The sequence below is a fragment of the Paenibacillus sp. FSL R5-0341 genome (assembly GCF_037975235.1).
GTDB classification, from domain to species: Bacteria; Bacillota; Bacilli; order Paenibacillales; family Paenibacillaceae; genus Paenibacillus; species Paenibacillus amylolyticus_A.
Genome location: NZ_CP150241.1, coordinates 210,857 through 225,046, shown reverse-complemented (window position 1 = coordinate 225,046; position 14,190 = coordinate 210,857). Strand labels below are relative to the sequence as shown.

Genomic DNA, 14,190 nt, shown 5'->3' with positions numbered 1-14,190 from the left:
GATCATGCATATATACTATTCTTTTATTTCATTTGCTTCTTCATCTATTAATCCATTTTTCCCATTGAAAAAAGTATATTTAGTATAAGCCCTATCATATTGAGTCGGGGGCGTATTCTCAACAAGAATTATTTGATGGTAATTGCCTAGTTCAACTAAAATTTTATAAAACTCTTCATAAACTTCTGGGTCTCTAACTTGATTTTTTGTTGACCCTTCGACAACATGTGATTCCTTGCTATCTTTCTTCAGAGTCCCTACATACTTACTAATTGAATCTAACATTAATAAACCTGGATGACCTTTAGCATAACCAGCTTCCTTGCTTTTGAGAATAGCGCCGAGATACGATAACTGCATGCTTTCTAGCAATCCTCCACTTTCATGAGAATATACACTGGCTCCATTATAATAAGGGATAAATTTTTCTCTATGAATATACGTTTCATCAAGAGGATCATATTTTAATCTTTTCATAAATTTTCGGTACTCTATATCAAGTAAATTAAGAATCTCATCTTTTTCTATACCTTTTACTTGTAAGGCAGATAGTCTGCCCTTTAATTTTTCTTCTTCTAACCCTAGCGCAATAATAAGAGATTCTTTTTCCTCAATTTTATGGTAGATTCTCATGCTTTCTCTAAGAATTTCTTGATCTTTTGTCAGTCGATTAATCATGCTGTTTAAAGTTTCTAGTTGAGAAAGGAAGGGAACTTCTGTTTTTTTGCTAAAAACTTTAATTGCTTCATCAAAAATTTCACGTCTTTGATTAAGATTGCTTATTTCATAATTTAGTTGTTCTGTTTTCTTTTTTTCAGTCTCTATTAAACCTGCAACTAGAATTTTTTTACCTTCAATCTCTTTTTTTGCCTTTTGTAAAACAATTTCTGTTTCACCAGTATTTAATGATGAGTTGGTATGGGTATGGGTTATTTGTGAGTTACACAAAGGGCATTCAAGCGTTTGATCAGCAATAATCAGCTTATAATTCAATTCTAACGTTTCTTTTATTTCAACAAGTTCTACTTCATATTCTTCTAATAAAAGTAATTTTGAAGATATAGATAAACTCAATGATTTCTCTTCTTTACGTAAATTAAAAATTTCATTTGAGATATCTTCTATATCTCTTTTCAGTTTAATATATAACTGGTTTTCTTTATTCTCATTAGACTTACTATTCTGAACTACTTCCTTCTTTTCTTTTTTTGTATTTTCTATTTCTCTCTCTACTCTATCGATCTTCAATTGTAACATTATAGGATCATCCGCATCCCGATCCCTTAGGTAAGATATCAAACCGACTATCTCTTTTCTCGCTTCTGAAATTTGATTTTGAATCTCTACTATTTTTTCATTTAATGTATCTTTGTCAACTTCTATTAAGTTAAACATCAATTTAAACGCATGTGGATTTTTATTTGCTTTAAAAACGCTGTTATTTTCGAGAAAGTTATCCGTCCCTAGGTTGTGTTGATGTATGTACACATACCTAAATATGTCTCTAAAAGAGACTACTTCAATTTCCTTTTCTGTACTGTGTTGTTTATGTCTAATTAGTTTGTACTCATTAATACTTAATTTTTGCATGATAATGTTCATTGCTTCTTTGATGATTACAATTTTCGGAGTGAATTCTTCTATTTTATTGAATGGACAGTAATACATTCTTATCTTATCGAAATTTTTTTTCAAATCCCTATTAAGAGTAATAATTTCGTCACTAATCAATAGTTCAAGATAAACTTGATCACAATAAGTATTCAATTCTTTTTGAACAGTTAGATCAATTTTTTCGCTTTTTCCTAAGCAATAATCAATCAAGCTTAATATTAATGATTTTCCTGAAGTCTTTTCACCGCTAATGATTGTAAGGCCCTTATTGAATTCGATAGTTCTTCTAAAAGAAATACCTTGCAAAATTAATCTTCTTAATATTATCTGACTCAAGCCTTACCCTCCTTTAATCTTTTTAAATTTTTAGCAGTATAATTAACCCTCTCGAAACTTGATACGTACCTTTCTTGCAACTCCTGAAAAAAAACTGAGTTGTGCTCTTCATAGAATTTCATTCCACTGCTTGAAATTCTAATTTTAATATCATCTTTCTTTGTCGATAAAGTTGCTTTTAATTCGATAAAATTTAAATTTTCCATTCGAATTATGATATTACTAATCCTTGATTGGAAACGAAAAAATTGATTGGGGGAACTAGTTATATTTACATCTTCAAATATTGTGATAAGGTTAAAATTTACAATCGCATAATAAAACACAATCTCTGAAACTGATAAATATTTTCTTCTTTTTGATGACATAGAACTAATCAAACAAAGTACTTTCATTAATTCTAATTTTTCATTTTCAAAAAGTAATTCAATAGATGACGGAACCGACAAGTACCCATCCCTATCCCTTAACATCTATTTCCTCCCCACCATACCTCCAACTTTTCATCTTCTGCTAAAAGATGAATCAAGCCTCTGATCTCATCCTCATCTGCCAAATTGTCTTTTAATAATTGTTTCAACCTTCCGTAGTCTAAGTTTTTCAAACTGGAGTGTACAATTTTTAAAAACTCCTCACTATTACCATACTCTTTATAAGTATCTGCGTATCTTTCTTTGTACTTTATAAAAACTTTTCTAAGCATCATATCTATTATATTTAACGGAATGGCAGCTCTTTTCAATTCGCGAATATACTCTTCTGAGGCTACATAAAATGCAGAACTAAGTTCAATTAAAGAATCATCAATCTGTTCAATCTTTAACTTTTTATAAAAAAGATTATTAGCCACATCTTTTTGAAGATCTTCAATACCTGCACCGACTACAATTTTAGAAATAGGTAATGCTGTATCCTTATCTTTTCCAATTACGCTAGAAGTTTTTCCCTTCATCTTCTCTAAAATCGCTCTTATACCTTCAGCATGAGTAAATTCTTTTGTGCTATAGGATATAGTAAGTAGGCCAAATTCCTCTCTAAGCTCTCTAATTTTTTCAGAACTTGGATCGGCTAATATTATATAATGTTTTGTACTAAAAAAATCTTTGTGTTCTTTTATAAGTGTTCTTATAAACTGATCATCAAAAGAGAAACCCATAAAAAGTATCTTCCTAGTACCTGTTACTAATTTCAAAATATTCTCATACTTCTTATCACTATAAAGCTGTTGGTAGCTTTCTTTACTAATGACAATGGTTCCGGAATTGGAAATCGTACCATGTAACTGACAAACCCTTTTTTGATCAAACAAATTTTGTGTATTAAAGTTTATATCTCTCAGTAAAATTGGATCTAATTCGCAATCTAAATATTTGTGAAGTATACTTTCATAATTTGTAGTCAAGAAAAGATTGAAATTCATTTCTTTTAAATCTAAATAATTATGAAGTAGATCATCATCAATTCTTTTGTTTTTACTCTGTATCGTTGTTGCTATATATTCTTGAATGTCTTCTTCTTGAACTGTTGTATATCTTTTTAAAATATCGATTGCTTGCCAGTAATCATATTTCTCCAAATCCTTTTCTACAGCCAACTTTACAAAAGATGAATCACCTACAGCATACTTTGCAGTTATTTCTCTTATTAAGTTTCCCCAATTGGGTATATTAAAAGGCATAGATAGCCCTGCGCCTATGAGAGGAACAATTTTATTCTCATGATAATCATTACATAAATCTTCTAAATGTATACTCATAATTGGCCCCTCTTTTAGTCAATATCATTGACACTATTTTCTTAATAGTACCAAATTATACGATTTTTTTATAGTTCATTTGACCTATCTTCTTCTTTTAACAATTCACTATTTAAGTACTTCGTTCTATTTTTGATCCAGTTCTCTTTATCTCGCATTCGTTTTATCTCTCTTCATCATTTCACGTTCGCTCTGCGATTGTCTGCTTCGGCGATATGCACTTGGTGGCATGCCATTCAGTTTATTGAAGATGCGATTGAATTGAGAGAAGCTGGCGAAGCCGCACTGTGCTGCAATCTCGGTGATTTTTTGGTTAGAGTTCAGGAGCATTTGTTGGGCGTTGCGAATTCGGGTCATCTGAATATACTCGGTAAATGTAAAGCCTGTGACTTTGTTAAACTGACGGGATAGATGATGGGCACTCACGAAAAACCGTTTGGATATCTCTTCAAGCGACAACTCATTCTGATAATGGCTGTGAATATACGATGCAATGGCATACATCCGCTGCGACATAGACGAACCTGTCTCTTCACGAACGTAGCTATTCTCCGCTGAGTATCGATGGATTGTACAGAGAAACTCAACGAATTTGCTATGAATTGCAACTGATTGAAGTACGGAGGGATTCTGCGATAAAGAAAAGATTTCATTTAAAGGAGCTAATACCGCCTGACGCCGTTCTTCTGTAAATCGGAATATCGGTATTGGTTCTTCAAAAATCGAAAACAGTTCTGTGTAACCGCTCTCAAGACCGGGTGTATTGCGTGGCATGGCAAAGGTAATCATCAACCGTTTGGGTGGCACTCCCTTGGGATATTGCGTTTTATGTAGTAAGGAAGGCCGTAGCAGAACGATATCATACGGCTGAATCTCGTACATACTGCCTTCAATGATATGTGCAGCCGTGCGATCCAGAAGAATACAGATCTCATAGAAATCGTGGAAATGCTGAAACTCCATATTCAGTTCATGAGAGCGTTCGTCATAATCCAGATTATAAAAAAGTGAATCTCCAGGCTCGTTTACATGGATCGCATATCCCTGCTCGTATGCCAAAACCGATGGTTTCATGGACATGCCCCCTATCCCGATTCTAATGAGTTTATTTTAGCATGAAATGCAATAAAAAGACGTTATTTTCAGCATACAATACATAGTTTCGCCCATTTCTCTTTTGGTATGATAAAGTTGATATGTTAGCGCTTGCAGCATTCTCGTTCCAACAACGACTACAGCCTGTACTTACTACAAACCAAGGTGGGAAACCAACATGAAAATGAATTCCTTGTATACTCGGATCCATACCATTGTGAAACACTTGGAACGTGCACGACTGACCTCAAAGACATATATACCAGAGCTTTATCATAAAGAGAGTGGTTACCACTCCTGGGAACTGGTTCATGAGGACCCTTCCTCCTGGAACGTATTCCGTAAGGGGGATGGCTGGGGTGGTAAAGATGTACACAGCTGCTTCAAAACCCGCATTCAAATCCCGGATCATATGGAAGGAAAAAAAGTCGTTTGTACCATCGTCACCGGTGCTGATGATATCTGGAACTATGATAACCCGCAATTTCTGGCATTCCTCAATGGGGAACTGATCTGCGGTCTGGACGTGAATCATACGGAAATTGACCTAACACCTACTGCGGTAAAAGGTGAAGAATTCGAACTGGCACTATATGCGTACTGTAGTACTTCGGCAGCGGATGTCTTCCTCAATGTATATGTAGCTGAGCATCATCAGCCTGTTACAGATTTATATTACGATCTTAAGGCTGCACTCGATGCCGCGGATCTACTGCGTGAGGATGACCTGGAGCGGCTGAAGCTGATTGAACATCTGAATCAGGCGGTAAATCTATTGGATTTGCGTCAGGAAAACAGTACTGCTTTTCATGTATCGGTGCTGGAAGCCCGCCTTTATATGCAAAATCATATCTACGGTGAAACTCGGCCTGCAGGTGATCACATTCCCACCGTTCACTGCATTGGTCATACCCATATTGATGTGGCCTGGCTATGGACTCTGGACCAAACTCGGGAGAAGGTCATTCGGAGCTTCGCGAGTGTACTCTACTTGATGGACAAGTTCCCGGAGTATACGTTCATGTCCTCGCAACCGCAGTTATATGCGTACCTGAAAGCAGACTACCCGTCTCTCTATGAGAAAATCAAGGAAAAGGTAGCCGAAGGACGCTGGGAAGCGGAAGGTTCAATGTGGCTGGAAGCCGACTGCAACCTGATTTCGGGTGAATCCATGATCCGTCAGATTATCTACGGAAAGCGTTTCTTCAAGGAAGAGTTTGGCGTGGAGAACCGTGTTCTCTGGCTGCCAGATGTATTTGGTTATAGTGCAGCGATGCCGCAGATTATGCGCAAGAGCGGTATTGATTATTTTATGACAACCAAAATTGCCTGGAATGATACAAACCAGATTCCGAACGATACGATGTACTGGAGAGGAATCGATGGATCTGAGGTTTTAACGCATTTCATCACAGCGACAGACTATGCCAAGTATCCCGATTTCAGGCAACGGCGGTTCGAAACCACCTATAATGGACGGTTTAATGCTTCGCAAGTGAAAGGCACGTGGCAGCGATATCAGAACAAAAACATTAATGCAGATGTCCTGCAATGTTTCGGATTTGGAGATGGAGGCGGCGGACCAACGGAGGAGATGCTAGAGCACGGCAGACGGCTTGAAAAAGGATTACCAGGCTTACCGGACGTGAAACGTACTTTTGTACGAGAGTTCTTCGAGAAGCTGGAACAGAATCTGGCGGATGTTCCTTCCGTTCCGCGCTGGTCGGGTGAGCTATATCTGGAGTACCACCGGGGGACTTACACGTCCATGGCTCGCAATAAACGGTATAACCGGCATAGTGAATTTGCGCTGGCCGATGCTGAGTTGTATGCCATGATTCATCGTCAGGCGAATGCACAGGCGACCTATCCAACCAATGCACTGGAGCATGCATGGAAGCTGACGATGCTGAACCAGTTCCATGATATTCTCCCGGGCAGCTCCATTGAGCAGGTCTATGTGGATTCCCAGGAGCAATATGAAGAAGTTCTGCGTGTCACAGATGAGCTGAAAGACAGCGCACTGAACGGCATTTCCAGTCGAATTACATCTGATGGCGAAGCCATTGTGGTATTTAACACCACCGGATTTGTACGCACGGATGTGGTTGAACTGCCTGCTTTTGCAAGAAAAGTAACCGTCTACGATGGAGATCACCCTGTACCAAGCCAGCGAACTCCCGAAGGCGGACTTGTGTTCCTTGCAGAGAACGTGCCTGCATCCGGGTATAAATCCTTCCGAATTACACCGGATCTGACAGACGAGCTTGTCGCGGGGGTATCGGTTGTACAGTGGGAAGCAGATCAGCGCCACATCCATACACCTTGGTATGATATCCATCTGAATGAATCTGCCGAGTTCGTATCGGTCTGGGACAAGCTGGAAGGCCGTGAGCTGCTTCAGTCTGGAAAGCGTGGTAACGTGCTGCAAGTATTCGAGGATCGACCTGCGGAATACGAAGCGTGGAACATTGATGATTACTATGAACAGCATATGTGGGAGATTAGCGACCTAGAGTCGCTGGAGTGGGTTGAAAGTGGACCGGTGCGTTCTGTGTTGCAAGTGAAGCGACAGTTCCTGGACTCGATCATTGAGCAGACAATCATCTTCTATGCGCATACTCGCCGGATTGATTTCCGTACATTCGTAGACTGGAAGCAGGAACATTTGCTGCTGAAAGCCGCCTTCCCGCTCGATATCTGGAGTGAAAAGGCCGTCTACGAAATCCAGTACGGCAACGTTGAGCGTGCTACTCACCGCAATACGAGCTGGGATCAGGCACGGTTTGAAGTATGCGGACAGAAGTGGGCCGATCTGGCGGAGAACGGGTACGGCGCTGCTCTGCTGAACGACTGCAAATACGGATATGATATTCATAACTCGGTGATGCGACTGTCACTGATCAAGAGCGCAACGTACCCGAATGAAAATGCCGACAAAGAGCAACACGTATTCACCTACGCGCTCTATCCGCATCAGGGCGACTTCCGTGAAGGACGTGTCATCCAAGCTGCTTATGATCTCAACCGTCCGCTGGTTGCTCGTGAGATTGCATCGCAAACCGGTACGTTGCCGGGAACATGGTCAATTGCATCGGTCGATCAAGAGAATGTCGTGTTAGAGGTTATCAAAAAAGCCGAGAACAACGATGATATGATCATCCGAGTCTACGAAGCGCATGGCCGCCGCACTCGGGCTTCCCTCCAACTTACTGAAGGATCAAGTGCTAAAGCATATGCGTGTGATCTGTTGGAAAATAACGAAGCGGAATGCGCCGTGGAAAATGGTCGAATTTCTTTTGATATCAAACCGTATGAGATTCTAACCTTCCGGATTGCGAACGCGTAGCGGGTACATTTATCGATAAGTTATGTAGCATAGCCGTTCATATTACGGGTGCTTCCTGTCATTCATGACAGGGGCACTCTTTTTCTTTTTACTATATAAGTTCAACTAAATATTATTCACACTGGTACTACAATGACAGAACAACCTTCCAATCGCTGTTACCCCCATATTTTTCGATTATTCCTCAAGGGGAAATTTGGGGATAAAGGCGCACGCTTCGCTTTTTTAGGTTTTTTCTGTCCTCTCCGTTACGGTGTAAATCATTAATTAAACTAATATATCTTCTATCGCCGAAAATACAAAAATCCCCCCGGAATAACATCGGTAGAGCCAGCAGGCTGTACCATGTTTATTCATAGGGGTTTCTGATTACAGATGATAGATTATACAGCAACCAATTTAGCCAGTGGTTACGTTGGCCTTAAAATTCTTCATACTCACTCGGGTCCTGATCCCACAATCGTCCATCTGGACGGCTAAACGAAGAGATCATCTCCATCTCCTGCGCATTCAGCTCAAAGTCGAAAATATCAATATTTTCTTGCTGATGCTGAAGCGAGCCGGCTTTCGGAATTGGAATGGAGTCCAGCTGGATATGCCAGCGCAAGATGATTTGGGTAGGCGTTTTCCCGTGAGCTTCCGCGATGCGGAGAATTTTTTCGTCTTTGACGATGTCCTGAACAGCATCATTGCCACGTCCGATTGGACTCCAGGACTCGTTCACAATGCCATGTTTCTTATCCTGTTCCCGCTGATCGGCTTGGTCAAAGAATGGATGCAGCTCAATTTGATTCAGACTCGGTGCTACCCCCGTCTCCTTAATGAGGCGTTCATTGTGCTCGGGCAGGAAATTACTCACTCCAATGGATCGGATATATCCGCGTCTTTTCGCTTCAATTAGAGCCTGCCATGCCTCCACGTACACATCCTTTTTGGGGTTGGGCCAGTGAATCAGATACAGATCGTAATAATCCAGGTCGGCTCTATACAGGGATTCCTGAATCGCTACGAGCGCTTTATCATGAGCGTGATAGCGCCCCGGCAGCTTCGACGAAATCAGCAGCTCTTCTCTGGCAACGGAGCTCTGCTTGATTGCTTTGCCCACTGTTGCCTCATTCTCATAGTTATATGCCGTATCAATTAATCGATAACCCGCATCCATCGCGGATACGATCGATTTAACGCCTTCTTCACCTTTTAAACTATAGGTACCAAATCCAATTGCGGGTATTTTCAAGCCATCGTTCAATGTATATTCCGGAATGTGATGCTTCATGTGAGAACTCTCCTTTGCCAAAAGGTTGGATTTTCGTTCCGAGATTAGACTGTTAAAAATTGATCATCCTCTCGTTATTCTACCCCTCCCAGTGGGCTTGAATCAATTTGGCATAAGAGAGACCACAAGGTATTGGACGTTCTATTCGTTGTTTCCGACCAGTATATCAACAATGATGTCCAGCTGTTGCTCTACCGAAATGGGGTCACTGAGCAGAAACTCGTCAAAATCAATATTGTAGACCTTATTCGCTTTCCCTGCTGGCGATTGCTCAATCAGTTTCTGTACATCCTTGAGTTTATCCTCCGCCCCGTCATTGACAGCAAGGAATAACCGGTCACCAATAAAGTCAGGAATCACCTCAGAAGAAATTTCCCACGTCTCACCTTTGATCACGTCTGTCTCTACCTTGGCGGCTGGCTTCAACCCGAGGTACTTGTAGATGATATTGCCTCCCATATTGGTATCCCCGTATACAAAAAGTGCATCCGGACGCACATTTAATATGGAGAACGTCTCATCGGAACCTACATAAGGGCTAATCTTATCTTTATACTCCGCGATTTTAGCCGTGAATTGCTCGTTCCATAGCCGTGCTTCCTCTTGTTTCCCAAGAATATCACCAAACATCTCCACATCTTTAATCGGGTCGTTGTACTGCTCGACAACAATGGTTGGAGCAATCTGACTCAGTGCATCATACCCGCCTTCCACAGCCTCCGCAAATGCTGCCGTTGTAACAATCAGATCTGGCTCCAGTGACAGAATTTTCTCCGCATCTGGCGGAACACCCACATCTGAAATACCGGAAGTATCACTTATAAGTGGATTATCTAAAATAAATGTCGTTGTGCCAACTGGCTTCACCCCAAGCGCCATTAACTCACCCAAGTGATAGAAGCTGACAATTCGCTGTGGATTCACAGGAATTTCGGCTTCGCCTTTCAGATGCTTATACATCCGCGTTTCCGTAGCTACGCTGTCTGTAGTTACAGCAGTAGTCGTATCTGATGAAGCTGGCTGGGAAGCCGCTGCTCCTGGAGTACTGCTTGTCTGGCATGCACTTAGAAGCAAGGATGTACATAATAACATCATCGCCCCAAAGGCCGGTCGTGAAAATCTAAACATGGATGTGTCCCCTTCCCTAATCCGTTGATAATAAGTCTCATTCTCATTATGAGAACCGGAGTTAGGGGTTACAATAGACGATTCTAACCCGCGTAATGGATTATACTGAACCTGGATCTGTTGCCGATGTTCCGCACGAAACTGAAGTGGCGATAATCCGGTATGCTTTTTGAACAAGCGACTGAAATAATACACATCTGCATAACCTACGTTGCTCGCGATTTCCTGGATACGTGCCTCGGACTTTAGAAGGTACTGCTTTGATCTGTGAACGCGCACATGAATGAGATATTCAATGGGTCCTAGTCCAATCTGGTTTTTGAACAAACGGGATAAATAGCTGGCGCTGCAATGGTATCTCTTGGCTAGTTCCTCGGCTGTAATCGGCTCGCTATAGTGATCGTGAATATAGTGGATTGCCTCAGTGACGATGTTGGGTCTGCTGCTTTCCTTTTTGGCCAATGTCTGGATCTGTTGCCGCATGATCTCGTACACCAATGGAAGAAAGACCGACTGCGCCTGTAGCTTGTCTATGGAAGCGGGTTCTTGCCACAAACGGTTCATAGATTCACACTTTTCCTGAACAGGGAGTACTGCATACGGAGCAAACGCATACGTCACCTGGAAGCTCTTCCGTTCCTCCGGCGATAGACACTCGGCTGTATATAAAATCAGATAACAGGCAAAGTCCTGACCCAGCGGCACAATACTCAGCTCAGCATCTGCTCCCCCATGTAATATGTAAGATGAACGGGTCTGGTAGACCTTGCCCGATATGCTCACCCTAGCCTCTCCATGAGTAGTGATTAAGAAAAAGTTCGTATGCGCCACATAGTGATCAGGAACCGTTCCATGCTCCGCACGATAATGCCGAATATCCAGCAATCTAACGGCAGTTCGGCTCCACCTTTCGATATGGGCTTCCCAATCCATACACGTTCCCCCTACTTCTTCGTTCTTAAAATATGCCTATTATATCACAGACAAAAAGCCATCAACCCAGATGGGTTAACAGCTTATGAATTGAAAAAAACCTAATATTCTCGTGCAAATTGTTTATCCTCTTTCAGTTGCACAATATCATGCCCGGTTGGATTCTGGAACGCACGAAGTCCAAAGGTTTGTGCAACCGCAAAAATATGGTCAAAGATATCCGCTTGCACATTCTCATACACACCCCAGTTAATATCGTTGCTGAATGCATAGATTTCCAGAGGCAGCCCGCGATCTTCTGGTGCTAGTTGTCTCACAATCATCGTCATATCTTTATTGATTTTCGGATGATTCCTCAAATACTGATGGATATATTCCCTGAACACACCCACATTGGTGAGCTGTCTACCGTTCACGTTGCTTTCCGTATTCACCTGGTGCTCCATGTTATATGCTTGAATTTCCTTCAATTTTGCGGAAACATAATCGCTCAAGTAGTGAATTTTCTCAAATTCGGCGACCATCTCTTCTGTACAAAAACGAATGCTGCTGATATCGATATAGACGCTTCGTTTAATCCGTCTGCCCCCAGAGACCTGCATGCCTCTCCAGTTCCGGAACGAGTCTGAAATGAGGGCGTAGCTTGGAATCATCGTAATCGTTTTATCGAAATTCATCACTTTCACTGTGTTCAATGTAATGTCGATGACATCACCGTCTGCATTATATTTGGGCATTTCAATCCAGTCACCGACCCGCACCATGTCATTCGAAGATAGTTGAACGCCGGCTACCAGACCCAATATGGAATCCTTGAAAACCAGCATCAGTACAGCCGATAACGCACCAAGTCCACTCAGGATAATAAGCGGATTTTGTCCAATCAGGCTGGAGATGACGATAATTCCACCAATGATGAACAAGACGATCTTAGCTACCTGAATGTAACTCTTGATTGGGCGAATCTTCGACACTTCATAGGAACGATAGATATCATCGAAGACATTCAGCAGTGCGTTGAGCACCGTAATCATGATAACGATCATGTATGTCATCGCAGCCTTTTCAATCAAGGCCTGGTAGGACGGAAAAATATAAGCCGAATAATAGATGATAATCGCCGGCACGAGATGCGACAACTTATGGAATAATTTTTTCTCCACAATGATGTTGCCCCACTTGTACCGATTGTTGTTAACGATATGGTTGATCGTCTTCAGCACAATCTTTTTGGCTATGAAATTCGCAACCACCGAGATCACCGCTATAAAAATAACCATAATTATATTCGAAAGATATCCAATGGATGGCTCACTCATGCCCATTCCCTCTAGTTGATTTCTGATAAAGTCCATTGTTTCCTCCTAACGCAGTCTAGTTTAGCCTATTATTATAAAGTAGATTAGGTTGGTAAGCAAAATTTGTGCTTCCGCTCCGTTCTTCATATGCATTATATATATTAAAAAAAGACCCTTTCATTCAAAGAATGATGGGCCCACTTGATTATGTCGTCTTTATATCATTCACATGAGAAATGTCCAATATCTCACTTACTGTCACCAATCTATACCCTTCCGCGACCAGCTCATCCACCAACACACGAACCGCCTCCACCGTCTGGGAACGATCCCCGTATCCGTCATGGAATATGAGCACGCTGCCGGGTTTCACCGCAGACCGGGTATGCTCCAGAATGTGCTCAACGCCGGGATTGTCCCAATCTCTCGCATCACCGTTGACCGCACCAATCGTGCGATATCCGCGCTCCGCCGCCAGAGACAGTATATCATCATTTACTCCAAAATAGGGCGGTCGGAAGCTGCGGGCAGGTTGCCCCGTGACTTCTTGGACAAGATTTTCTGCGCGTTGGAGCTCCTCCCTGGCTTCCTCCAGCGTCAACTTGGTCAGGTTCGGATGCGTGTACGTATGGTTGGCGATCTCATGCCCTTCCCGGTGCACCTCTGCCGCAATCTCCGGGTGAGCCTCCATCTCTTGGCCAATCATGAAAAACGTCGCCCGCCCACCAACAGCGCGGAAAATCTCAAGCATTTGAGGTGTGTACACCGGATGCGGCCCATCATCAAACGTGAACGCCACAACCTTTTCCCGAACAGACTCCTGCTCTACCATCGCGATATTGACCATAAATAATACCCCCTCTCTGCAATTGACTGGCTACATCCCCCTTATTATTCCATGTCTATACGCCGCGGTCTAGTCAAGAAATCACAACTTCACCTGCTCTCTAATCTAACCTTTGATCGCACCTGCGATCATGCTCTTCTGTCTGGAGGCATACTTATTAAAATTTGCAATGAGTCACATAAACAAGCCACTCAGTCACTACTGTTTTTTCGAGTATTCCTCAAACTAACTCCCCCTGTATCTCTTACTATTCAAAACGGCACCTGTCCAAAAGTTTAGTAGATGTAGAATTTCAGAACGAGAACATTCTAAATGTAGTAGCTAGTGGTTTAATAAGCCTATCATTCTTGAAATTCAGGGGCATTAGAGCAGCAAAAGGTTGAACTGGAAACGAAGTTGTTAGAAGCCCCTTAGGTAAAAGAAAAAGCAGTCATTACAGAAGAATATCTGCAACAACTGCTTTCTGACTTAAGGACCACATCTCTAGACGTAACCTTCTTGAAATCAAGAAGTTGATTGGTAATTACGAAGAAAAGGTACTCGTATACAAGGAATATA

The 14,190-nt window shown here is 41.7% G+C and carries 9 protein-coding genes; 1 reads left to right on the top strand and 8 read right to left on the bottom strand.

Annotated elements, in window-relative coordinates:
• Positions 1-15 precede the first annotated feature (15 nt).
• The 4 genes from MKX75_RS01090 to MKX75_RS01075 all read right to left on the bottom strand — a co-directional run bounded on the left by MKX75_RS01090 (position 16) and on the right by MKX75_RS01075 (position 4,780).
• On the bottom strand, positions 16-1,950 hold the full coding sequence (locus MKX75_RS01090; RefSeq protein ID WP_339168042.1) for a hypothetical protein: 1,935 nt from the start codon (positions 1,948-1,950) through the stop codon (positions 16-18).
• A complete protein-coding gene (locus MKX75_RS01085) occupies positions 1,947-2,423 on the bottom strand; it encodes a hypothetical protein (protein WP_339168041.1) in 477 nt (158 codons plus the stop codon). Before MKX75_RS01085 ends, MKX75_RS01090 begins: the two co-directional genes overlap by 4 nt.
• Positions 2,417-3,706 (bottom strand): SIR2 family protein, encoded by a 1,290-nt coding sequence (locus MKX75_RS01080; protein ID WP_339168040.1) that lies wholly within the window; start codon positions 3,704-3,706, stop codon positions 2,417-2,419. The genes MKX75_RS01085 and MKX75_RS01080 overlap by 7 nt, the downstream gene beginning before the upstream one ends.
• Before the next feature lie 147 nt (positions 3,707-3,853).
• Positions 3,854-4,780 carry an AraC family transcriptional regulator gene (locus MKX75_RS01075; RefSeq protein ID WP_339168037.1) on the bottom strand — a complete coding sequence of 309 codons (927 nt, stop codon included), beginning with the start codon at positions 4,778-4,780 and terminating at the stop codon, positions 3,854-3,856.
• Between the two features lie 199 nt (positions 4,781-4,979).
• Here MKX75_RS01075 and MKX75_RS01070 point away from each other — a divergent pair, with 199 nt between their 5' ends.
• Complete coding sequence (locus tag MKX75_RS01070; protein WP_339168036.1) at positions 4,980-8,150, top strand: alpha-mannosidase; 3,171 nt, start codon at positions 4,980-4,982, stop codon at positions 8,148-8,150.
• A gap of 421 nt (positions 8,151-8,571) precedes the next feature.
• Here MKX75_RS01070 and MKX75_RS01065 read toward each other — a convergent pair whose 3' ends face one another.
• The 4 genes from MKX75_RS01065 to MKX75_RS01050 all read right to left on the bottom strand — a co-directional run bounded on the left by MKX75_RS01065 (position 8,572) and on the right by MKX75_RS01050 (position 13,632).
• On the bottom strand, positions 8,572-9,426 hold the full coding sequence (locus MKX75_RS01065) for an aldo/keto reductase (RefSeq protein WP_339168035.1): 855 nt from the start codon (positions 9,424-9,426) through the stop codon (positions 8,572-8,574).
• Positions 9,427-9,567: 141 nt separating this feature from the next.
• Positions 9,568-11,487 carry an AraC family transcriptional regulator gene (locus tag MKX75_RS01060; RefSeq protein ID WP_339168034.1) on the bottom strand — a complete coding sequence of 640 codons (1,920 nt, stop codon included), beginning with the start codon at positions 11,485-11,487 and terminating at the stop codon, positions 9,568-9,570.
• 101 nt (positions 11,488-11,588) lie between these two features.
• Positions 11,589-12,842, bottom strand: a complete 1,254-nt coding sequence (locus MKX75_RS01055; protein ID WP_062837733.1) for a mechanosensitive ion channel domain-containing protein — start codon at positions 12,840-12,842, stop codon at positions 11,589-11,591.
• Between the two features lie 148 nt (positions 12,843-12,990).
• On the bottom strand, positions 12,991-13,632 hold the full coding sequence (locus MKX75_RS01050; RefSeq protein WP_339168033.1) for a polysaccharide deacetylase family protein: 642 nt from the start codon (positions 13,630-13,632) through the stop codon (positions 12,991-12,993).
• Positions 13,633-14,190 lie beyond the last annotated feature (558 nt).